Source organism: [Clostridium] innocuum (genome assembly GCA_012317185.1).
GTDB classification, from domain to species: Bacteria; Bacillota_I; Bacilli_A; order Erysipelotrichales; family Erysipelotrichaceae; genus Clostridium_AQ; species Clostridium_AQ innocuum.
Window position 1 is genome coordinate 3,664,473 of the sequence record CP048838.1, and the last position, 21,265, is coordinate 3,685,737.

19 protein-coding genes, 4 tRNA genes and 2 rRNA genes are annotated in these 21,265 nt (G+C 42.7%); 5 read left to right on the forward strand and 20 right to left on the reverse strand.

What is annotated here, in order from left to right; genetic code table 11:
* Window positions 1-9 precede the first annotated feature (9 nt).
* Both G4D54_17870 and G4D54_17875 read right to left on the reverse strand, forming a co-directional pair.
* A complete protein-coding gene (locus G4D54_17870; protein ID QJA04173.1) occupies window positions 10-1,968 on the reverse strand; it encodes a PTS transporter subunit EIIA in 1,959 nt (652 codons plus the stop codon).
* Window positions 1,969-2,763: 795 nt separating this feature from the next.
* On the reverse strand, window positions 2,764-3,177 hold the full coding sequence (locus G4D54_17875) for a hypothetical protein (protein QJA04174.1): 414 nt from the start codon (window positions 3,175-3,177) through the stop codon (window positions 2,764-2,766).
* Between the two features lie 218 nt (window positions 3,178-3,395).
* Here G4D54_17875 and G4D54_17880 point away from each other — a divergent pair, with 218 nt between their 5' ends.
* Window positions 3,396-3,608 (forward strand): DNA-binding protein, encoded by a 213-nt coding sequence (locus tag G4D54_17880; protein QJA04175.1) that lies wholly within the window; start codon window positions 3,396-3,398, stop codon window positions 3,606-3,608.
* A 57-nt stretch (window positions 3,609-3,665) separates the two neighbouring features.
* Here G4D54_17880 and G4D54_17885 read toward each other — a convergent pair whose 3' ends face one another.
* From G4D54_17885 to G4D54_17895, 3 genes are all read right to left on the reverse strand, one after another.
* Window positions 3,666-4,439 (reverse strand): DUF2812 domain-containing protein, encoded by a 774-nt coding sequence (locus G4D54_17885; protein ID QJA04176.1) that lies wholly within the window; start codon window positions 4,437-4,439, stop codon window positions 3,666-3,668.
* A 38-nt stretch (window positions 4,440-4,477) separates the two neighbouring features.
* Complete coding sequence (locus G4D54_17890; protein ID QJA04177.1) at window positions 4,478-5,113, reverse strand: HAD family hydrolase; 636 nt, start codon at window positions 5,111-5,113, stop codon at window positions 4,478-4,480.
* Between the two features lie 70 nt (window positions 5,114-5,183).
* Window positions 5,184-5,654 (reverse strand): hypothetical protein, encoded by a 471-nt coding sequence (locus G4D54_17895; protein ID QJA04178.1) that lies wholly within the window; start codon window positions 5,652-5,654, stop codon window positions 5,184-5,186.
* A 595-nt stretch (window positions 5,655-6,249) separates the two neighbouring features.
* On the opposite strand from G4D54_17895, the gene G4D54_17900 reads away from it, so the two are divergent.
* Window positions 6,250-6,340: transfer RNA gene (locus G4D54_17900), tRNA-Ser, on the forward strand.
* Window positions 6,341-6,630: 290 nt separating this feature from the next.
* Here the strand turns inward: G4D54_17900 and cysK are convergent.
* On the reverse strand, window positions 6,631-7,557 hold the full coding sequence (cysK, locus tag G4D54_17905; protein ID QJA04179.1) for a cysteine synthase A: 927 nt from the start codon (window positions 7,555-7,557) through the stop codon (window positions 6,631-6,633).
* Window positions 7,558-7,830: 273 nt separating this feature from the next.
* On the opposite strand from cysK, the gene G4D54_17910 reads away from it, so the two are divergent.
* A complete protein-coding gene (locus G4D54_17910) occupies window positions 7,831-8,244 on the forward strand; it encodes an Rrf2 family transcriptional regulator (GenBank protein QJA04180.1) in 414 nt (137 codons plus the stop codon).
* Entirely contained in the window at window positions 8,241-8,633 is a 393-nt protein-coding gene (locus tag G4D54_17915) for an Rrf2 family transcriptional regulator (protein ID QJA04181.1), read from the forward strand. Before G4D54_17910 ends, G4D54_17915 begins: the two co-directional genes overlap by 4 nt.
* Window positions 8,634-8,815: 182 nt before the next feature.
* Here G4D54_17915 and tnpB read toward each other — a convergent pair whose 3' ends face one another.
* The 6 genes from tnpB to G4D54_17945 all read right to left on the reverse strand — a co-directional run bounded on the left by tnpB (window position 8,816) and on the right by G4D54_17945 (window position 12,110).
* On the reverse strand, window positions 8,816-9,844 hold the full coding sequence (gene tnpB / locus G4D54_17920; protein QJA04182.1) for an IS200/IS605 family element transposase accessory protein TnpB: 1,029 nt from the start codon (window positions 9,842-9,844) through the stop codon (window positions 8,816-8,818).
* 515 nt (window positions 9,845-10,359) lie between these two features.
* A tRNA-Gly gene (locus G4D54_17925) sits at window positions 10,360-10,433 on the reverse strand.
* Between the two features lie 5 nt (window positions 10,434-10,438).
* Window positions 10,439-10,514 (reverse strand) — tRNA-Asp (locus tag G4D54_17930).
* 31 nt (window positions 10,515-10,545) lie between these two features.
* Window positions 10,546-10,621 (reverse strand) — tRNA-Asp (locus G4D54_17935).
* Between the two features lie 170 nt (window positions 10,622-10,791).
* Window positions 10,792-11,124: a type II toxin-antitoxin system PemK/MazF family toxin gene (locus G4D54_17940; GenBank protein QJA04183.1), complete on the reverse strand. Its 333-nt coding sequence runs from the start codon at window positions 11,122-11,124 to the stop codon at window positions 10,792-10,794.
* Entirely contained in the window at window positions 11,124-12,110 is a 987-nt protein-coding gene (locus G4D54_17945) for a hypothetical protein (protein QJA04184.1), read from the reverse strand. The genes G4D54_17940 and G4D54_17945 overlap by 1 nt, the downstream gene beginning before the upstream one ends.
* 96 nt (window positions 12,111-12,206) lie before the next feature.
* Between G4D54_17945 and G4D54_17950 the strand changes: the two genes are divergently transcribed.
* Window positions 12,207-12,398 (forward strand): hypothetical protein, encoded by a 192-nt coding sequence (locus G4D54_17950; GenBank protein ID QJA04185.1) that lies wholly within the window; start codon window positions 12,207-12,209, stop codon window positions 12,396-12,398.
* A gap of 156 nt (window positions 12,399-12,554) precedes the next feature.
* Here the strand turns inward: G4D54_17950 and tsaD are convergent, their stop codons facing one another.
* The 8 genes from tsaD to G4D54_17990 form a co-directional block, all read right to left on the reverse strand.
* On the reverse strand, window positions 12,555-13,586 hold the full coding sequence (tsaD, locus tag G4D54_17955; protein QJA04186.1) for a tRNA (adenosine(37)-N6)-threonylcarbamoyltransferase complex transferase subunit TsaD: 1,032 nt from the start codon (window positions 13,584-13,586) through the stop codon (window positions 12,555-12,557).
* Window positions 13,583-14,032, reverse strand: a complete 450-nt coding sequence (gene rimI, locus G4D54_17960) for a ribosomal protein S18-alanine N-acetyltransferase (protein ID QJA04187.1) — start codon at window positions 14,030-14,032, stop codon at window positions 13,583-13,585. Before rimI ends, tsaD begins: the two co-directional genes overlap by 4 nt.
* Window positions 14,029-14,634: a tRNA (adenosine(37)-N6)-threonylcarbamoyltransferase complex dimerization subunit type 1 TsaB gene (gene tsaB / locus G4D54_17965; GenBank protein QJA04188.1), complete on the reverse strand. Its 606-nt coding sequence runs from the start codon at window positions 14,632-14,634 to the stop codon at window positions 14,029-14,031. Before tsaB ends, rimI begins: the two co-directional genes overlap by 4 nt.
* A complete protein-coding gene (tsaE, locus tag G4D54_17970; protein ID QJA04189.1) occupies window positions 14,634-15,086 on the reverse strand; it encodes a tRNA (adenosine(37)-N6)-threonylcarbamoyltransferase complex ATPase subunit type 1 TsaE in 453 nt (150 codons plus the stop codon). Before tsaE ends, tsaB begins: the two co-directional genes overlap by 1 nt.
* A gap of 12 nt (window positions 15,087-15,098) precedes the next feature.
* Window positions 15,099-16,319, reverse strand: a complete 1,221-nt coding sequence (locus G4D54_17975) for an aminoacyltransferase (GenBank protein ID QJA04190.1) — start codon at window positions 16,317-16,319, stop codon at window positions 15,099-15,101.
* Window positions 16,320-16,334: 15 nt separating this feature from the next.
* Entirely contained in the window at window positions 16,335-17,624 is a 1,290-nt protein-coding gene (locus G4D54_17980) for an aminoacyltransferase (GenBank protein QJA04191.1), read from the reverse strand.
* A 369-nt stretch (window positions 17,625-17,993) separates the two neighbouring features.
* Window positions 17,994-18,107, reverse strand: a 5S ribosomal RNA gene (gene rrf, locus G4D54_17985).
* A 66-nt stretch (window positions 18,108-18,173) separates the two neighbouring features.
* Window positions 18,174-21,084: ribosomal RNA gene (locus G4D54_17990) — 23S ribosomal RNA — on the reverse strand.
* Between the last annotated feature and the right edge of the window lie 181 nt (window positions 21,085-21,265).

Here is a 21,265-nt window from a genome sequence, read left to right on the forward strand (position 1 = left end):
CCTCACTTTCTATGCGGTGATTCCACTCTGCTGCAGAATCTCCCAGATTTCCATTTCATCCCTTGCATTCTTCAAGGCCTTGATATTTGATCGATCATCAATGAATGCATAGAATTGCTGGAAAAAGTTATATACTTCGGACTGCGTATTGAAATCAATGGCCATTAAAAATACAATCTCAATACGATCCTCGTATGTCCAGTTCATCGGACGCTTTAAACGCATGACAACAATGCCGCTTTTTTTCACATATGTCTTATAGCCATGCGGTACTGCAATACTGTTTCCAATAGAAGTCGGTGTTGTCTTCTCCCGCTCCCATATCTTCTTCTCAAAACCTTTTTTCACATATCCTTTTTCATAGAGCAGCTGACAGCCTCTGGATATGACATCCTCCTTTCGCTTGGCATTCACATCACACAGAATCAGCTTCGGATCAAACAGCTGGAAGGCTTCATCCCGATCCGCTACTTCCACATTCTGCTTCTCTGTAATTGCCCGGCTTATCTTTTCAAGATCGTCATCGCTGATTTCGCGACTGACAAGCAGGACATTTTTCTTCAGCTCCAGCGGTACGGTCGTAATAATCAATTCAAATTTAGTAATGGAGCTTTCCTTTATATCCTCATAATGCAGAATCTTGCTGATGGCCAGATTTTCCACATTGCGCATTATTTTATTCGCCTGATACTTGGATGTATGGAAATCGGCTGCCGAGATAAACACGGCATTGACCGGATGATCCGATTCATCGATTGCATTGTTGATCAGCATGACGATATAGGCGATATCATCATCCGTGAAGCTGATTTTCAGGCAGGATTCCACTTCCTCGATCGTTGTCAGCGTAATACCGTACAGGCTGGGAAAACGATGCTTGATATCCTGACGGAAATCGTACCGTTTGGATATGGCGAAGGTCTCCTGCGCCTTCTTTTTCTGGATAAAGAGACTCACATCATGGACAAGTCCCTCACTGATCACAAAGCGCTTGTTGGCGACGATTGCTTTGAGATGCTCCAGAAACTCCCTGGTAATCGCATCAAAGTATTCCATATTGATTTCATCATCCAGTCCATGGTTGCTGAAGACGATGAACTGAGCCGCCATGCATCGGATTTCCAGTCCCAGATAGGCCTGCAGACCGTGAATTGCCGTATCAAACAGATTCTTAGCGGCAGTGTATTGATCGTTATTGACATTCAGCTTGTTCATGATATTCTTTTCCACAATAACATTGCCCTTGCGAACTCTGCGCAGCGTCACGGCAACATATTCCATAAGCTGCCAGTAGTCTGTATCCGTGAATGTCATTTCCAGATCATCCTCCACATCCTTTAACAGCTCCTGCAGATACAGGATATCGAAGTCGTCATACATTTCCAGAAAGTAGTTATAGAATTTTTCTGAAATACGGTAATCCATTCCCTCCGGCACCTGTTCACTGCCATAGATTTCATTCATGAACTCCTTATTATTCTCCAGAATCGCCTGTCGGATATTAAACTCTCCACCCGCCACACCGATTCCCATATTGCGCTTCTTCACAATTTTTAAATCAAATTTTAACAGCCACTGCTCCAGCACCTCCAAATCCTTTGTAATAACGTTGCGTGCCACATTCAGTTCCTCGGCAAACAGCTGTATCGTATAGCTGGAATTGTATTCAAACAAGACATCCAGTATATATTTTTTACGGTAATTATAGGATGAGGAATGATCACTGTTCTCCTGTAGCAGCTGTAAAACAGCTTTTCGCTGATGATCATCCGCAGATAACCAGACACCCTTACCGGGGATGGAATTCAATAGGACACCTGCCTTCTGCAGTGTCTTCTTTACATAATCCAGATTGTGCTTGATGCTGCTTCTCGAAACACCGATTTCATTCGCAATCACGGACGTGGTGATCGGTTCTTTTTGTTCCAGCAGCAGGCGTATGGTTTTTTCTGTCATCCGGTCAATCACGAACGATTCCTCCCTTCGTTGTATGCGGTTTCTTTTGCACCTTTATCTTACCGTAAACGATTCAGAATTGCTATGCTTCATAAATTCGCTTTGTGCACCATCTTGGTGCAAATTGAAAGCGTTATCAGCATTTGCACCATACTTGGTTCTTTTTGAAAAATATGCAAAAAACACTTGTTTTCCCGGGATTATTCAATTTCATAAAAAAACACAGCTGTTGGATAACAGCTGCAGCTTTACTAATGTCCGCTTAACTGAAGCAGAAAAACGGACAATCTTGAAATGAAAACCTATAGATAAGGCCTTCCCTGTTGCCATTTCGTAGGTTTTCACTTTCGCAAAGGTTTTATGAAATGTCGTTTTACTTACTATCGATAAATTTAACCAGAAAAATCTTATTGCATAGGACGAAGACTTTGTTATGTAGGATGCACAAAGACAATGATAGTATCCTTACGTATTTGGCTTTATCAATTCCTTAACCGCTTTGGGAAGCATTCCATACAAACGCTTGCCTGTGTGGTTTTCTAAATAAAACAATACTCTTGTAATGATGGTGTTATCTCCGCTTTTTCTGGATAAAATCATTTTTTCAGATGTACTTTTTTCTTATATACATCGCCGCTATGACGGTGCCTGCCCTCTGTTATGGAAAGGGAATCAAACAGGTTGAAGCTATTGTCCCGTTCAGACAGTGCTCATGCTAAATTCAAAAGGATCAATGTATCGAAAGAAACGATGTACCTGATTCCTTTTGCTTATGCTGATAAACCGCAGCTTCATGACTTCTTTGCGTTATTGTGTAAGCTTTTGTGTGATATACTGCTGTGTTTCTTCATCTGCGAATTTTATTAAATATTCATAGTTGTGCGCGGAAATGTAATCTGTGATTCCGGCTGTATCCATTGTCTTTTTCAAAAGATGGGAATACAGTGTCTGGTCATCATGTAACAGAGAGCTGATTTCCATAAAATAATAGTCCTTGTATTCCAGCGAAATCATATCAAATATCTCTTCTATCGAACTGCAGGCCTCCAGTTGTTGCTTTAAAGCCTCACTGCGATAATCCTCCACTGTCTTTCCTTCCTCTATCACGATATCTTGAAATGGAAATACCAGCTGCCGGTAGTCCTCCCGCTTTTTTCTGGCTTTTCCATATGTCAACAGATACTTCCATAGATATTCCTTATGTTTCTGTAAATCAAGCATGTTCTCACCTCGTTCTGTTATTATACAATATTTTATCGATATCAGGCAACGGTAAGAGCTGTCATTTTGATACATCCACTACCTCCTGCTGAAAATGGCTGTGTACTTTGGGACATGGAGCCCTGCCCCTGCATCATGAAAAGTCTCCCTGCTGATATATGCCATCTTCCTTTTTCTGTATCTCCGTGATATAATCAGAAAAACAAGGAGGCGTATTTATGGAGAAGAAACAATATGTCTGCCCGAAATGTGGTAACACACAATATGAAAGTGATCAATTTCAGGCAACAGGCGGTAATTTTTCAAAAATCTTCGATGTACAGAACAAGAAATTTATCACGGTTTCCTGCACTCGCTGCGGTTATACTGAGCTGTATAAACAGGAGACAGATGCCGGATGGAATATCCTCGATTTCTTTATAGGGAATTAGAAAAGCTGTAACGTATTGCTTTCACAGTAATCGCGTTACAGCTTTTTATATACAGTACTAATGCTTTTCAAGCTCTTCAAGCTTTCTGCCTATTTTGTGATACAGCCGCAAATATAAAATAAAAACCGCAAGTATCAAAAGCAGAATCACACCGGAAACCTGAATTCCTAATGTAGTAATGGAGGATGCATTTACACCCAGCCATAAAAAGGCAAGAAGCCCTATGATAAAAGCCGAACAAATGGCCAGCATGGTAAGCAACGACCTCCAGCTTGTCAAAAGTCGCTTATATAAAGCAATCCTTGATGTTCGATCACTGAAAATCTCCGGTTTTGTGCCAGTTTCCATCTCTGTACGAAAGTAATTCCACACACCATTAAACTCGCCTTTTTCATGATAGATATTGTCCCATCCCGCCTCTTTGTAATTTTCCACATACTGGTCAGGGTCACGAATATCTTTTTCATAATATCCAAGGTGATAATAATAATTTTTCGGCGTATCTTTTTTAAATATGTATTGAATTCCGTTTTTCCTTACGAAATGAAGCCCTTTCTCTGACATGCTGTGCAGATACTCTGCTTCTTCATCCATATCGGAAACAAAAAACAGCTTATACTTTTTCACATTCTCAGCAGGAGCTGCGCTCACTGGCTTTTCTATTTCCTGCGTAGCTTGCTGTGGCTTGCCGTCCGCATCCGCTTTTAGCTCTTCCATCATTTTATCCAGACTGTCTGACGCAATCAGCTCTTCCTTATTTTCGTCATCCGAAGAAATCTGATCAAGTCCAGATTCCGAAGTTGTGCTTTGTTCTTTTTTTTCTTCACTCATGGCGTACCCTCCATTTCCTCTGTATCAATACCGTAATGCTATTGTTCTGTCAAAAACAGCTGAGCAAGCTTTGAAAATGTATCCACACTTGCTGCATAATCATCCGCTTCACCGAATCCAAAGGAAGCATAGATGAATGGTATCCCTGCCTTACAGCAGGATACCTGATCTGTCTTTGTATCACCGATATAAACAGGCTGCTGCAGGTGATTGCGTTCCACTATGGATTTCAGATTTTCAAACTTCGCTTTCCCAGTTCTTCCGGAGCATTCATAATCTCTGAAATATTTCTGAAGATCATGTACAGCAAACATTGCCTCAATATAACCATCCTGACAATTTGATACTATATACAATGGATACCGCGCTGACAGCTTTTCCAAAGTATCCTCAACATGGGGATACAGCCTACCGCCATGCTTTCGCAAATACTCACATTCGAATTCACAGCAGGTTTCGATAAGTCGCATCCGCTTTTCATAGGATAGCTCAGGAAACAGTCTTGCCGCGATATCCTCATTCAAAAGACCCATCACAGACGCGAGCATGTCTGCTGTTATAACTTTACCTTCGATTTTTTCCCGCTCCAGAATAACCGTATATGCTTCAGCGATTCTCTGCGTCGCATCCCAGAGTGTGCCGTCAACATCAAAAATAATTCCATCTGTTTTCATATGAACCTCTTCTATCAAACTGTAACCGTTAATTATCGTAGCATATTTTACAGAAAATGGCTACACTATTTCATGCATTCGCAGCAATTCGGATAAGAAAATTCGCATACCAGAAAAACTCATCATGGACTAGATCCATACGGATAATCGTATGCTCCTGCAGGGACAGCAGTTCCTGAGATAGCGGCTTCATAAGCAGAGTGTCCTTTCTGTGTGAAAATTGTCTTCCGTAATGCAGCGTTAAACGACTGCTTTTTATTTGAAAAGAACGCGGTCCCCATGTACTCGATTTCCCATAGGATGTTTTTTTATGCGCCAGCTGCCTGTTGAACATTTTCAAGGCTGTCTGATACAGCAACCAGCGACTGTGAACCTCAATCGCGTCGGAAAAGCATAAATCCGCATATCTAATGCTGGATGGGTGCTTGTGCAGCTGATGGATCAAATCCTGTAAATCCGTGTGATAGACCTCCTCATATGCAAGCAGATGTTCCTTTTGTTCTTTTGTTGCATGAAGTCTTATTTTAATCGTTCGATACATAACTGATTACCTCCTTTTACCCTTATATACGGATGGAAGAGGTGAAATTCCTAAAATTTATTAAATTTTTTATTTTATTATTTTCATACCTTGCAGATCATGGAGATGATACGCATAGCAGTTATAACTCTTTGCTTTTACAGAGGGCCAGAAACTCATCATTTTACATCACCATATGATGGATAGCTGCGATTATTTCTTCTCTCACTTCATTTTTCAGCGCATGAGGTTATGTGTGCTATGCAGGATATGGGTATACATACTCATACAAATTTCTGTTTTAAAGGATGCAAAACCACGCAGTATCTACTTATGTATGCATATTCCTGAGCAACGATACGGCAGTTACTATTCAACTGTCTTAGACTGAGAAAACACGTGTACTACTAGAGATATCACCGTTGTTGCTATTGCCTGTATTTATATGATTACAGTATTTGAATATATTATGATGTGTGGACAATAGTAACTAATCGGGATGGGATATATGCACAAATTTAAAAATTAGGTATGGACTTTTAAAAACGATTATGATATACTTTTATGGCAGTGAAATAAAACGGTTTTATCTAACCACTTACTGCTGATCAGAGCTGGAGTAGTACTCAAGAGGCTGAAGAGGTGCCCCTGCTAAGGGTATAGGTCGGGAAACTGGCGCGAGAGTTCAAATCTCTCCTACTCCGCCATAAAAAAGTGAAACATCGCAATTGCGATGTTTTTTTATATACAGATCGTAGAAGAGAATTGAACACAGATTCTATGGTGTCGACTTAGGAGTAGGGCATAGGAAACGGTTAAGTGAACAGGCTATACTGTGAAACTCCAGGCATTCCAACAGCTGTGCATTCATTATGAAGTGCCCTATAGAAAAAGGAGGCTGGATAAATGATCATTACGTGAAATTGATCAAAACCAAACCTCGTTTTCATAATATGGTTCCGTTTAAGAAAGAAATTTTTTGCGATCCCTGCTTCTGCTAATCCTCAAAAAGTACGGTAGAAAGATAACGTTCTGCAGTATCTGGCAAAAGAACAACAATTCGCTTTCCTGCAAACACATCCCGTTTCGCAAGCTGTAAGGCCGCATACATAGCTGCTCCACTGGAAATGCCGACTGCAATTCCCTCTTCCTGTGCAAGTTTTTTTGCTGTGGAAATAGCAGCTTCATCCTTGACCTGCACAATCTCATCTACAAGCTCTCCATGATAGTTTTTTGGTATAAATCCTGCACCGATCCCCTGAATTTTGTGCGGGCCTGCAGCTCCACCGGATAATACCGGAGAATTTTCAGGCTCCACAGCCACCATCCGGATATCCGCATTCTTTTCTTTCAGATAAGCTGCAACTCCACTGATTGTGCCACCGGTGCCGACGCCTGCGACAAATACATCAAGCTTTCCATCTGTATCTCTCCAGATTTCCTCTCCGGTATGAAGATAATGAGCGTTGGGATTGTCCGCGTTTTCAAATTGCTGAAGAATGATGGAATTCGGTATCTCCTTATGCAGCTCCTCAGCTTTGGCAATTGCTCCCGTCATCCCCTTACTTCCCTCAGTCAGTATCAGCTCAGCACCATATGCACGAATCATTTTCCTGCGCTCGACACTCATAGTTTCCGGAAGAACGATCATTAGGCGTATACCGAGAGCCGCCGCAGTCATCGCCAAACCGATACCTGTATTACCAGACGTCGGCTCAATCAGTACTGTGTCTTTGTCAAGCCTTCCTGCCTTTTTAGCCTCCATAATCATTTGATATGCAATGCGATCCTTTACACTTCCGCCAGGATTGAAAGCCTCTGTTTTCACCAGAATCTCTGCCTTTTCCTCTTTATTCAAACGATGAACCCTGATCAATGGCGTGCTGCCAATCAGTTCGGTTATGCTGTTATATATTTTCTCCATGTATTTGTTCTCCTTTTCTTATCCATCTTCTTTTGTTATTTTATATAAACTAAGGCGAGGTAATAACATCGTGTCGTATGATGAAACTTGTCAGCAATATGAATTTTCAGTTTCACTCTTCCATCTCCTATCATTTTACTGGGATTATATGTTATTTTCCTTTGATTGTCAATGCATAAGATTCAATATTCCTATAATTTTTGTATGATATGCTTGTCTTTTTGATATATATCAACTAAAATATAAGATAAGAATTGATGGGAGAGATATGATATGAAAATTTCTACAAAGGGCATTTATGCACTGGAAGCCATGATTGAGCTGGCCTCAAGAAATACTGCATGTGTCAGTATTCGCGATATAGCTGCTGCCAGAAACTGCTCGGTGAAATATCTGGAACAGATTTTCAAACAATTGAAAAAAGCACAGCTCCTGATAAGTATACGCGGCAAGGATGGCGGCTATCAGATTGCAAAGGATCCTGAAGAAATAACGGCAAAGGATATTATTCTGGCAGTTGAAGAGAAACTGGATCCTGTTGTATGTCTTTCCCATACATGTACTCGCTCCGGTATTTGTCGGACACAACCGGTGTGGATGGGTATGCAGGAACAAATCTACAAAGTCCTTGAGAGTAAGACACTGAAATATCTAACTGATATTTATAGAAATGAGGTGAGTGCATGAAGCTGTCAACAAAATCACGATATGCGGCAAGATGTTTAATTGATCTTGCTATATACGGTAAAGACCACCCGCTGTCAATTACAGAAATAGGTGCACGTGAGGAAATTTCCGAACGCTATCTGGAGCTGATCTTCGCAACATTGAAAAAAGCCGGGTTCATCGCAAGTGCCCGGGGAAGCCAGGGTGGCTATCAGCTGATACGTCCGATTGAAAGTATCACGATTTATGATATCATTGCGTTGATGGAAACCAATACAAGCATCGTCAACACACAGGATGGACGAGATCCAATGAAGAGAATACTGATGCGTGAGGTCTGGTCTTTGATTGATGACAATCTAAAAGCATACCTTTCTGACCTGACTATTGCGGAATTATCATTATCTTAAAGAGATGCACGCAGCTTCTTTTTTAAAAACTCCATCTTTCATAAAGATGGAGTTTTCGTACTGTATAAACAGCACATGAGATTCAAGTCCCTGGACGTTTCTTTATGAAGCTGCTATGCAGTCTCAGGTGCGCCCTCACCAATCCCTGAACAGTACCAATGGTATTCAGGGCAGACTCTCATTCAGAGAATCTCAGGTGCATGAAGAATATTCATAGCACCGACAACATCACGATGATGGTGAAAACCACAGCGGCAGGTATAGGTTCTTCCTTTCACGTTATTGATTTTTCCACAGGAAGGACAGCGTTTGCTGGTAAGTCTTGGATTCACGTAACGAATATGGATTCCTGCAAGCTTTGCTTTATACGCTATAAATTGCTGGAGACGCTGATAGGACCAGCAAATCTGTTCATGCTTTGAAAATTTTTTTTGTAAATGGTACAGCTTTTCCAGACAGATAATCTGGATTTTCTGTTCAATTGCAAAATTTACAATCTCACGCGCAAGGCAGTGATCGATATAGCGTTTGTAATCATTCAGACGATGGTACTGCTGTTTCTTTTTACCCTGCGTTCTCTTTATAAATTCATCCGCTCTTTTTCTGATCCTTCTTGTGTGATACCGGATTTCTCTGCCGTTCCCGACAAATCGGATTACACCATCGCAGGTATAACAAACTGCCGGACATCGCATACCAATATCAACTCCCATTTTCCTTTCCTCGTTCAGAATTCCGGCAGTATTCGGTGTATGGACACAAAGCAGCAGATAAGCGTAGAAATCGTGATGTATTTCTCTTATATCCGCTTTTACCAATTCCCCACTGCATAACCGCTTCCACTGCTGTTTATGTATTTCGGTTCTGATACGCAGTTCAGGAACAAGAAAGCTTTGGCCAAACGTGAATACAATTGAATTCTTCTCAAGCTGCATAGATTTCGCCATACAGGAAAAACTGCTGGGATACACGGCCCTATGCTGCAGTCTGCGCTCCTCATACAGAGTCTTCGCATAGTGCAGTACCTGATTTTTGGAATAAAATGCGATATCTGAACTGACCCATTTATATGGTATAAATATGACACTTCCCAGCTTTTGATATCGTCTGATGATCCGCTCGACCTCATCCTGAAAGCGCCTGCTGTATGCACGGAGTGTCTGTTTTTCATCATACGTGGCCTGTAACTGCAATTTAATGGTAAGATACATGTAATTTTCCTCCTTTCACTATATACATACGATTAAAATTTTCAAAACTCCTAAAAAAAGGCAAAAAAAACCTATATAAGGCTAAAAAATATAAATTATCTGAACATTGAACGGTTAATGATACAGTAAATACAATTTTTAACATATCTTGTTCAATTACTAAGTATCATAGCAGTCTAAGTTAAATATAATAGCTAATCTAAAACACGCATACAAGCTAACCTGTATGCACTGCTTCTCTTGAACGGTCCAGTCACTTTTCGATCTGCCTCCCGTCTCAACCATCAACGCGTTGAAATCGTGGGTTGGCTCGCATGTTTGTGGTTACCATGCCACACACAGTATACCGATCATGGGTTCGCTGTTTATATACACAGCCGGTTATGCATTCAGCTGAAAGCCTGCCACGGCGCAATCGGGTTCCCTCATCTACTCCTGAAATTTGTTGGTCAAAAAGTTGGCAAACTTTTTGATAGCGAAAAAAAAGCCGAAATCTATCGGCTTTTATCATTCTATGGAGCAGATGAGGGGAATTGAACCCCCGTATCAGCCTTGGCAAGGCTGTGTTCTACCATTGAACTACATCTGCATAACTGGCGGTCCAGATGGGACTCGAACCCACGATCTCCTCCGTGACAGGGAGGCATGTTAACCACTACACCACTGGACCAGCATATTCAAACACATTTCAAAGATTTAAATGGCGGTCCAGATGGGACTCGAACCCACGATCTCCTCCGTGACAGGGAGGCATGTTAACCACTACACCACTGGACCTTCAGCTTGTATTATCACAATGCCTGTATATAATACCACGAAACTTCATTCTTGACAAGTAAAAAATGAAAAATTTATTGATTTCTTATCACTTTTTCCTATACCAATCATCGTCATCACTTCCTCAGCAATAATGAAAAAGAGATTCCAAAAAGGAACCCCTCATGTATTCATATACTCAGGCTTACCCGAATTGCCCGATTGATCTTTTCCAGTGTTTTTTCATCCAATGTACAGATCCACTGCCCCAATCTCTTCTTATCTATGGTACGCAGCTGCTCACAGAGGATCATAGAAACATAGCTCAGTGAATCATCACTAAATATGACGTGTGTGGGAATTGGCGGCTTTGACATCTTTTTTGAAATAGGAGCAACAATAATTGTTTTTGAATAGCGGTTACCTTTATCATTCTGCACGACAACAACCGGGCGAACGCCTCCCTGCTCGCTACCGACAACCGGAGAAAGATCTGCATAGTATACATCTCCTCTCCTTATCATTACTTCATCACAGCCACCTGCATGCTCATAATCACCTGCATCATTTCCTCCGGGCTCAGGTCATCAGAAAATACAGTGAACTCGACATTATCATACACCGCACTTAGATGGTTTCCATCGTAGAATCCTACCACATCCAACGCATCCATCATTTCACCGGGCATAATCACAGTCTGCGTCTCCTTTACACTTTCCTTCTTTGTTTCCACAACCGTAAAATTCTTATCTCCCGTATACTCCAGAACATGCTTCGTCTGTCCGTTCGCATTCATACTGCTGATATTTTCAAGCTTGGCATCATACACCATAACCGGATATAAAGGCAAATCGGCAGCCGTTATTGCAGATGTAGCCTTTGACTTTTCCAGAACAGTCGGTGCCTTGAAATAATCATCCTTGATTTTTGCATTATAATCCGACTTTGTAAACACAATTTTAAGCTCAGATGTATTGTCCTTGTTATAAATCTGCAGCCACTTCAGCTTGGAATCCTTATCAAACATGATTTCCTCATGATCGAAGTTTTTATTATTTGGATAAGATACCTTGCTTGTCACAAGATAACCGCCCTTCTCCTCCTTAATCGCTGCATCCTTTCCCTTCACAATATCTGAAATTGACTGCAATAGATACGGTTTTGGAGAGTTCATCGGCCAGTCTCCCTCAAACTTGAAAATCTGATTCAGACTTGGTGTTACTACAAAAACTCCAGCATCATTTCGAAGAATAATCTGTTCCTGATTCAACTCCTTATCCGTCAATGTCACCTTGAAGAAATCCTTATCGGCCTTCTTATAACCGACCTCCACAGCATATGTCTTCACATCCTCACCCTTCGCAATTTCCATATTGCCTTCCAGGATATAGGAATTCATATCAGACATCTTTTTCTCAAACTGCTTATCAAAGGATTTTGGTTTCATTGCGAAGATGAGTGCGATAGCCAGAACGACAATACCAACGCCTGCAATGATTTTTGATTTCATATTAAATCTCCCTCCTGCTCACCCTACTTTATGCCAGGATTTCCGGAATCATTCATAATTGAAGAATATTTTCATAAAGTAGAACAGGTGAAGAAAATGAAAAAAACACAAAAAATATGTCTCATTATTACGATTCTATTCTGTCTGAACTATGCTTTATCCATGCTCTTGGGCTTTCACTATCTGACACAGCTGATAACCTCGATTCCATGGCTGGAAAAACTGATTGCGTTTGTAATCGGTGTATGTGCCTTTATTGACATTCTCACATTCCGTCCTGAAGAATAAAATCGCATCAATTAGCCATCCCTTCAAAGGAATGCAAATGCTCTCGCAAATCAAAAATCAGACAAGCTTAAAGACTCTATGTAATACAGATTTAGATTAAAAAAACGATACAAAAATAAAAAGCTCCGATTACAGCTTCGGAACTTTTCAGTAATTCTATGCATGACTCTGTGCAGCTTCTTCTAGTTCAATCCCGGGATCCGCTGTCAGATCAAAATCTCCGCGCACACCATGCGTGTACGCAATATATCCTGCAACGGCAATCATTGCCGCATTATCTGTACAGCAGGACAATGGAGGAATAATGAATTCAATATCCTTATATTTCTCAGCAAGACCCTTTTCCACCTTTTCACGCAGACAGGAATTTGCGGCAACACCACCTGCAAGCACCATCTGAGCAGGATGATATTTTTGCAATGCATACTCCGCACGCTCCAGCAGGGCGCCAAACGCGGTTTCCTGATAGGATGCAGCCAAATCAGCGGCAGTAAAGGTTTCATTTTTCCGCTTACAGCGATCAATGAACTGCAATACACTGCTCTTCAGGCCACTAAAGGAAAAATCCATTGGATTCTCTGTTTTCGGTCTTGCCAGCTTATACATTGGCTTGCCTTCCTTAGCAATTTTATCCACATAAACACCACCTGGATACGGCAGTCCCAGCACTCGTCCTACCTTATCTCCAGCTTCACCAATAGCATCATCCTGTGTAGTGCCAAGGATTTCAAAGCTCCACTCATCCTTCATATAAACCAGCTCCGTATGTCCACCGGATACCACTAGTGCCAGCAATGGAAATTTCAAATCCGTAATCAGCCGATTTGCATATATATGACCGGCAATATGATGCACCGGTACCAATGGCTTATGAAAAGCCCATGCAAGCGTCTTAGCCGCCTGCACACCGATATGCAGACAGCCTACCAGACCCGGTCCCTGCGTAACAGCAACCGCATCAATGTCTTCCATCACGACATTCGCTTTATGCAATGCCTCCTCGATAACCATAGATATGTTTTCCACATGAATTCTGCTTGCAACCTCTGGAATAACACCACCAAATTCCTTATGTACATCAATCTGTGTTGCAACGACATTGGACAAAATCTCTTTTCCATCCGCTACAACCGCCACAGCTGTTTCATCACAACTGGATTCCACAGCCAGTATGAGCGTCTGTTTCATACCAAATTACCTCCCAGGGCTTTGCACATCACAATGGCGTCTTCACCATTATCATTGTAATACCCTTTACGTATATTCACCTTCATAAACTCATAGGAATCATAAAGACAGCGCGCTGCTTCATTCGATGGACGCACCTCCAGCATGATTGTTTCACACTGTTCCTGCTCTGCCGATACAATCATAAAATCCATCAGACTGCGGCTATACCCTCTTCTCTGAAAAGAAGGATGTACAGCAATATTCGCCAGCTGACAGCACTCAAATGTTATCCAGAAATCAATGAAGCCAGCAATCTTTTGATTCTCTTCCAATACATAAAAATGACCAAATTCATTCTCATGCAGCTCGTAAAGAAACATTTCCTTTGTCCAGCGACTGCTGAAGCAAATCTCCTCGATCTGCATGATGTACTCCAGATCCCTGTCTGCAGCCCTGCGGATCATGGCTTTACCTTATATGCATCCGACTCCTTTAAATAACGCGGAGTTAATGTATGTACATTCTCAATCTTTCTATAAAATGGACGCAATGCGATGAAGTTTTCAAGAAACTTTGGTTCCTCCGCCTTCAGATCAATCAGCTCACAGTCTCCAAATAGCTGATAATCCGCTTGATTCAGAAGCAAACGAATTTCATCCAGTGTCAGAATCTGTTCCTCTTCAACAAATTTACCACCCTGTAAAGCTCCTGTATAAGCACGCTGACTTCTTGCATCCAGCATGACAAATGCACGCTCATGAACTCCTGCATAAAGCTGCAGAGTGGAAACAGCGTATAGCGGTATATGCTTTCTGGTACATAAAACCTTCGCAACGCACATTGCTATCCGCACACCTGTATAGCTTCCCGGTCCGTCTGTAATCACAACTTCATCCACATCATCACTATCCCAGCCGGCTTCCTTCATCAGGCGCATCAGCTCCGGAAATATGGTCTCCGATTGTCTCTTCCATGATAAATTAGCAGTGCCGCATATCATACGATCATTTTCATACAGACCGATAACCAGATACTTGTGCGCACTGTCCAAGCATAATGTTTTCATTATAACGCCTCCACAATTTTTTCATACACTTCGCCTTTCGGATCAAATGTAAACATTCGTTTTTCATCTTCCCCCTCTACTCTGGTAATATCGATGTGTAATCGCTCCTCTGGAAGCTGACTTTCAATAAAATGCGGCCATTCAATCACACATACACCATCATCCTCAAAATACTCCTCAAATCCGAGATCCTGAGTGATTCCCTCCAGCCGATAGGCATCAATATGGTAAACCGGCATGGAAGTACCCTGATATATTTTTAAAATGGTGAAGGTAGGCGAATTGATTGTTTTTTTAACACCAAGCCCCTTACCGAGATATTTTGTAAATGTTGTCTTACCGGCTCCCAGATCACCGCTTAATGTAATCAGCATTCCCGGTTTTATAAGAGAAGCTAATTTCAATCCAAGTTCTCCGGTTTCCTCCAGCGAACAGACAGGTATTTGTTTCATCGTTCTCACCTCTTATTTCTTCTGCAGTGCTTTCTTCCTCTGCTTCATTGCCCATTGCGATAGAGCATACAGTGATTTGTAAACAGGTAAATCAAACTCTCCGATAAATTCATTAATCGTAGGATTATAATTAGCCTTGAATTTGGTAAGACCGCCTTTCAAGCTGCCTTCGATCCCTCCCATATTACTCCAGCGACAGCCCTTTTCAAAGCTCCATGTCATGCAGCTGTAAAAGCTGGCATAAGGCGCCATATAACGCTTATAGCGCTCGTCCATTCCTGCATACAGTATTTCTGCAGTCGGTCCGAATTTTACACATAACGCTCCGGAAACAACCGCGATATCTCCATCACGCTCCAGATTCTCATGCAGCTCCTTTACCTCGCGACTAAGAGAGGCGTGAAGCTCTTCCAGTGTAAAGCGTTTTTTCTTCGCATTATCCGGACATTTTGCCAAATCTCTTTCATTCTGCTCATATCGCTGCTTTGTATCCTCATACAGCTTGCGAAGCGGCAGCTTGGCCAGAAAGATGACGGCATCCTCACCGTAGATTTCCATAAGACGCTGAAAATATTCCTGATCCCGCAGATGAATATTTTTACGCTCCTCCGTACAATGCATAACCCTTGCAAAATCCTCTACACCATCCATATGATAAGGCAAAACCTCAATCATTTTCTTCTGAACCGTCTGTAATGCTTTCTTACAGCCTTTGGACAAGGTAGCTTTAAAGTCATCACAGGCGTAAACATTAGCGTGATAACGCGGTTGAATGGTATCATCAATATGCTTTGTGAATCCCTTAAATACAGCCCCCTGATCCTGCAGCATCTGTATCATAGCATCGATATGCTCATAATGGTTCTCATTTGCTTCTTTTATTGGATAATCGTTACAGTGAACAGCCGGATCAAAGGTAATAAACAGGCATCTGTACTTCCTTGCATAGCGCTTCAGCTCTTTCATGAGAAATGCTACAAGCGCAGTATCCGAAAAATCCAAAACCGGTCCACGTGGAATATAAAACATACTGAATCCCAGTGGCAATGGCTTGATGAGAATCATGCAGCTTGCTACCAGCTGATTTTGATATTTTACACCTACAATTGTGTGCTTCCAGTTTTCCTTTACAAGGCCCCAGCTGCTGGATTGCAGAAGATTGCATAATTCATGTTTGCTTACAAACGCATCATGCTCCTTTGCATCGACTTGTTCTATAAATTGATATTGCATACTACCTCCATAGAACTATTTGTTCTTTAATTTCTTATAAAGTGCATACGGCCCCTTTTGGATTGGCAGAATAAAATCACCAACCAGCTCTTCCACGACACCGTGAAAGCCTTTTTTAAACTCATAAACCCCATAATCCTGCGCATTCTTATCAAAATCGCCGGATAAGCCATAGAAATTATATTTGCAAATTCCATGCTTCAGAGCATATTGCAGCATATGCCACTGAATTGCATACGGCGCATTATATTTCTTAAAGGTATCATATGCGGCGCTGTAAAGGTAGACAAGCTCATCTTGCGACTGAATAAAAAACGACGTAGCCATCGGTATACAGGCTCCATGCTCCTGCTCCAAGGTATCCGCATCCTTATATTTCTTTTCATTCAATGCCAATGCTTCATCCACTACCCTTTTCTTCTTGATAAATTTCTTACTGTTCGGCAGTTCTTCAAGCTTGGCGAGTATCTCTGCATGCTCAATTTCCAGCTCCTGCTTTTCCAAATCCAGCTTTCTACGGAAATCATTTAAATCGAGATATGCCAAAAGTAGCTTCGCATCCTCACCATAAGCAATCATTTGATTTCGATAGAATTCCGGCTCACGCTCCGCAAATTCACAGCGCTGTGAGGTATGATGCATCATATCAAGAAAGATGTCCAGTTCATCGATAGACAATTCCCGCACCTGTATTCCCTGCTTTAAGGTTTTATTCACAGACCAGCGTGTCTGTTGATGCATTTCCTTTAGGAGCGTATTCTCATCCTTGCCATCCAGGTATAAGGCAAACATCCAGCGAATCTCTGAAATCACCTGAAAATCCTTGGTAAAGCCCTGATGCTCATATCCTGAAGCAATCATATTGTCCACTACATAGGAATGATCAAAGCCATTTTCCACCAGCTCACCATCGATATCGCGCTCTTTATATAATACATTTGGATCAACAACTAAATATAAGCCCTTTTTTTTCTTCAAATATGCGGCTAGCTCCTTCGTAAAAAAACGCAAAAGCTCCACGTTATGATAATCCATTAGAAATCCGCGTTGCGCATAGTAAAACCGGTACAGCTTCATTACCGGTATGGATGTTAATGGAGTTGCACAGATAACTTTATCCTGCTCCTTTACTCCAACGTACTCAACATCCCAATGATTGATTTTTTTTAAATCCATCGCCTTCAGCGAGTTCATAAAATCCCGATAGGGATGCTGATTCCGGAATGCTTCATATTCCTGAGGTGTCAACGTTGTAAACTCCAAAATTTCGTCCTCCTTTTCAAATCTATCATAATCAGTATGCATAATCTGTATGCTCTTTGCTCATATCGTCAAAACAGTATTATTATACCACGTTTGTTGATGATTTTTTTAATTAAGGGCGAAAATTAAGAGATCTTTTCTGTTTTATAAAAAAAGCACATATAATCGTCTGTGAAAGTAATAAAATGGATCCATAGAGCATGCCTTCTATTTTCACAACCATAGATAACCAGCTGTCTTATTCTTACTATACACGAATACAATACACATATAGAGTCACACCTCAACTGCTTATAAGAATGAAATTTTACAGGGTGTTAATGAAGGATACAGATTCATAAAATTATATTTACTATATGTATTATTATGAATCTATGCAAAAAAAAGACCCATCGAATGATGAGTCAGATTACCTGGCAGCGTGCTATCTTCACTGGAGCCAGTCCAGATATTGTCGCCGCTGATATGCTTAACTTCTGTGTTCGGGATGAGAACAGGTGTGTCCACATCGCTATCGCCACCAGATCACTTTGAGGTCGTCCCCTCAAAACTGAATAACAGTTGACAGTTTCTTTTGTACCACTTGGTACGTGTGATTAAGTCCTCGACCTATTAGTATCAGTCAACTCCATGTATCGCTACACTTCCATCTCTGACCTATCCACCTCGTCGTCTTCAAGGGGTCTTACTTCGTTCTACGAATGGGAGATCTCATCTTGGAGTAGGCTTCGCGCTTAGATGCTTTCAGCGCTTATCCCTTCCCTACTTAGCTACCCAGCTATGCTCCTGGCGGAACAACTGGTGCACCAGCGGTAGGTCCATCCCGGTCCTCTCGTACTAAGGACAGCTCTCCTCAGATCTCCAACGCCCACAACAGATAGGGACCGAACTGTCTCACGACGTTCTGAACCCAGCTCGCGTACCGCTTTAATGGGCGGACAGCCCAACCCTTGGAACCGAATTCAGCTCCAGGATGCGATGAGCCGACATCGAGGTGCCAAACCTCGCCGTCGATGTGAACTCTTGGGCGAGATCAGCCTGTTATCCCCAGGGTAGCTTTTATCCGTTGAGCGACGGCCCTTCCATTCGGCACCGCCGGATCACTAATCCCGACTTTCGTCCCTGTTCGACTTGTTTGTCTCACAGTCAAGCACGCTTCTGCATTTGCACTCGTCGATTGATTTCCATCCAATCTGAGCGTACCTTTGGGCGCCTCCGTTACTCTTTAGGAGGCGACCGCCCCAGTCAAACTGCCCACCTGACACGGTCCCTCACCCAGTTCATGGGTGCAGGTTAGAACTTCAATCAAACAAGAGTGGTATCCCAACAGCGGCTCCTCGTATACTGGCGTACACGTCTCACAGCCTCCCACCTATCCTGTACATCTTTGATCAAAATTCAATATCAGGCTACAGTAAAGCTCCATGGGGGTCTTTCCGTCTAGTTGCGGGTAACCTGCATTTTCACAGGTACTAAGATTTCACCGAGTCTGCTGCCGAGACAGCGCCCAAATCGTTACGCCTTTCGTGCGGGTCAGAACTTACCTGACAAGGAATTTCGCTACCTTAGGACCGTTATAGTTACGGCCGCCGTTCACTGGGGCTTCAATTCATTGCTTCTCCTTGCGGATGACAAATCCTCTTAACCTTCCAGCACCGGGCAGGCGTCACCCCCTATACTTCGTCTTGCGACTTTGCAGAGAGCTGTGTTTTAGTTAAACAGTCGCTTGAGCCTCTTCACTGCGGCTCTCTTTTACAAGAGCACTCCTTATCGCTAACTTACGGAGTCATTTTGCCGAGTTCCTTGGCAACAGTTCTCTCGCTCACCTCAGGATTCTCTCCTTGCCCACCTGTGTCGGTTTTGGTACGGGCCGCTATGGAATCATTACTAGAAACTTTTCTTGGAAGCTGGCATCATGTGCTTCAGTACTTGTCCGAGGACGTTCCCTTACCTATCACATCTTACATCCCGCTGACGCATTTCACTGTCAGCCTGCTATATGCTTCGACCACAATCCATTAAGTGGCTCACACTAGCCTTCTCCGTCATTCCTTCATTTCCATCGCGGGTACAGGAATATCTGCCTGTTTTCCATCCACTACGCCTTTCGGCCTCGCGTTAGGTCCCGACTTACCCAGGGCGGACGAACCTTCCCCTGGAATCCTTGGGCTATCGGTGTGTAGGATTCTCACCTACATCTCGCTACTCACACCGGCATTCTCTCTTCCATGCTCTCCACTGCTCCTTACGGTACGGCTTCTACGTGCATGCAACGCTCCCCTACCACTTGCATTACTGCAAATCCGCAGCTTCGGTAGTATGCTTAGCCCCGGTACATTTTCGGCGCAGGGTCACTCGACTAGTGAGCTGTTACGCACTCTTTGAAGGATGGCTGCTTCTGAGCCAACCTCCTAGTTGTCTGTGCATCCCCACATCCTTTTCCACTTAGCATACATTTTGGGACCTTAACTGGCGGTCTGGGCTGTTTCCCTTTTGACCATGGACCTTATCACCCACAGTCTGACTGCCGAGTATGTCACCATGGCATTCGGAGTTTGATTATACTCAGTACCCCGGGATGGGGCCATCGTACATTCAGTGCTCTACCTCCATGCGACTCTACCTCGACGCTAGCCCTAAAGCTATTTCGGGGAGAACCAGCTATATCCGTGTTCGATTGGAATTTCTCCCCTAGCCACAACTCATCCGCCAACTTTTCAACGGGGGTCGGTTCGGTCCTCCATTCAGTTTCACCTGAACTTCAACCTGGTCATGGCTAGATCACACGGTTTCGGGTCTACATCATCGTACTGTCGCCCTATTAAGACTCGCTTTCGCTTCGGCTCCGTATCTTCTACTTAACCTCGCACGATAACGTAACTCGCCGGTTCATTCTACAAAAGGCACGCCATCACCCTTTAACGGGCTCTGACTTCTTGTAAGCATACGGTTTCAGGTTCTATTTCACTCCGCTCCCGCGGTTCTTTTCACCTTTCCCTCACGGTACTGGTTCACTATCGGTCACTTGGGTATATTTAGCCTTGACGGATGGTCCCGCCTGCTTCCGACAAGATTTCTCGTGTCTCGCCGTACTCAGGATACCACTAGGCTTCACATCGCTTTCAGTTACGGGACTTGCACCCTCTCCGGTCGGCCTTTCAATGCCGTTCTCTTAGCCTTGCTCTTGCCATCTCGTGGTCCTACAACCCCCAGATCAAGATCTGGTTTGGGCTCCTCCGCGTTCGCTCGCCGCTACTTACGGAATCATTCTTATTTTCTTTTCCTCCGGATACTTAGATGTTTCAGTTCTCCGGGTACCTCCCTCATGAGCTATGTATTCACTCATGGGTGACAGCTCATTACTGCTGCCGGGTTTCCCCATTCGGATATCGACGGATCTTTGTGTACGTACCACTCCCCGTCGCGTTTCGCCGTTTGTTGCGTCCTTCTTCAGTTCCAAGTGCCTAGGCATCCACCGTACGCCCTTATTCACTTAATCACATTAAGTTCAAAGCGTTCATTTCTTTGCTTAGGTTTTTGCTTGAGTTTTTCTGTTTTGTTTAACTTTCTACTCGTGAATATCTATGTTTGTTTACAACTTTCGTTATAGACCTTCATATGTCTTCTGTTATTCAGTTTTCAAAGATCGACTTCTTTTTTCGTTTGGAAGATCAGTCTTCCAA

Coding starts and splice junctions, on each gene's coding strand:
- G4D54_17875 (QJA04174.1), bottom strand. CDS start 3,177: ATGCTTGATTTACAGAAACATAAGGAATATCTATGGAAGTATCTGTTG.
- G4D54_17880 (QJA04175.1), top strand. CDS start 3,396: ATGGAGAAGAAACAATATGTCTGCCCGAAATGTGGTAACACACAATAT.
- G4D54_17885 (QJA04176.1), bottom strand. CDS start 4,439: ATGAGTGAAGAAAAAAAAGAACAAAGCACAACTTCGGAATCTGGACTT.
- G4D54_17890 (QJA04177.1), bottom strand. CDS start 5,113: ATGAAAACAGATGGAATTATTTTTGATGTTGACGGCACACTCTGGGAT.
- G4D54_17895 (QJA04178.1), bottom strand. CDS start 5,654: ATGTATCGAACGATTAAAATAAGACTTCATGCAACAAAAGAACAAAAG.
- cysK (QJA04179.1), bottom strand. CDS start 7,557: ATGGAGAAAATATATAACAGCATAACCGAACTGATTGGCAGCACGCCA.
- G4D54_17910 (QJA04180.1), top strand. CDS start 7,831: ATGAAAATTTCTACAAAGGGCATTTATGCACTGGAAGCCATGATTGAG.
- G4D54_17915 (QJA04181.1), top strand. CDS start 8,241: ATGAAGCTGTCAACAAAATCACGATATGCGGCAAGATGTTTAATTGAT.
- tnpB (QJA04182.1), bottom strand. CDS start 9,844: ATGTATCTTACCATTAAATTGCAGTTACAGGCCACGTATGATGAAAAA.
- G4D54_17940 (QJA04183.1), bottom strand. CDS start 11,124: ATGATAAGGAGAGGAGATGTATACTATGCAGATCTTTCTCCGGTTGTC.
- G4D54_17945 (QJA04184.1), bottom strand. CDS start 12,110: ATGAAATCAAAAATCATTGCAGGCGTTGGTATTGTCGTTCTGGCTATC.
- G4D54_17950 (QJA04185.1), top strand. CDS start 12,207: ATGAAAAAAACACAAAAAATATGTCTCATTATTACGATTCTATTCTGT.
- tsaD (QJA04186.1), bottom strand. CDS start 13,586: ATGAAACAGACGCTCATACTGGCTGTGGAATCCAGTTGTGATGAAACA.
- rimI (QJA04187.1), bottom strand. CDS start 14,032: ATGATCCGCAGGGCTGCAGACAGGGATCTGGAGTACATCATGCAGATC.
- tsaB (QJA04188.1), bottom strand. CDS start 14,634: ATGAAAACATTATGCTTGGACAGTGCGCACAAGTATCTGGTTATCGGT.
- tsaE (QJA04189.1), bottom strand. CDS start 15,086: ATGAAACAAATACCTGTCTGTTCGCTGGAGGAAACCGGAGAACTTGGA.
- G4D54_17975 (QJA04190.1), bottom strand. CDS start 16,319: ATGCAATATCAATTTATAGAACAAGTCGATGCAAAGGAGCATGATGCG.
- G4D54_17980 (QJA04191.1), bottom strand. CDS start 17,624: ATGCATACTGATTATGATAGATTTGAAAAGGAGGACGAAATTTTGGAG.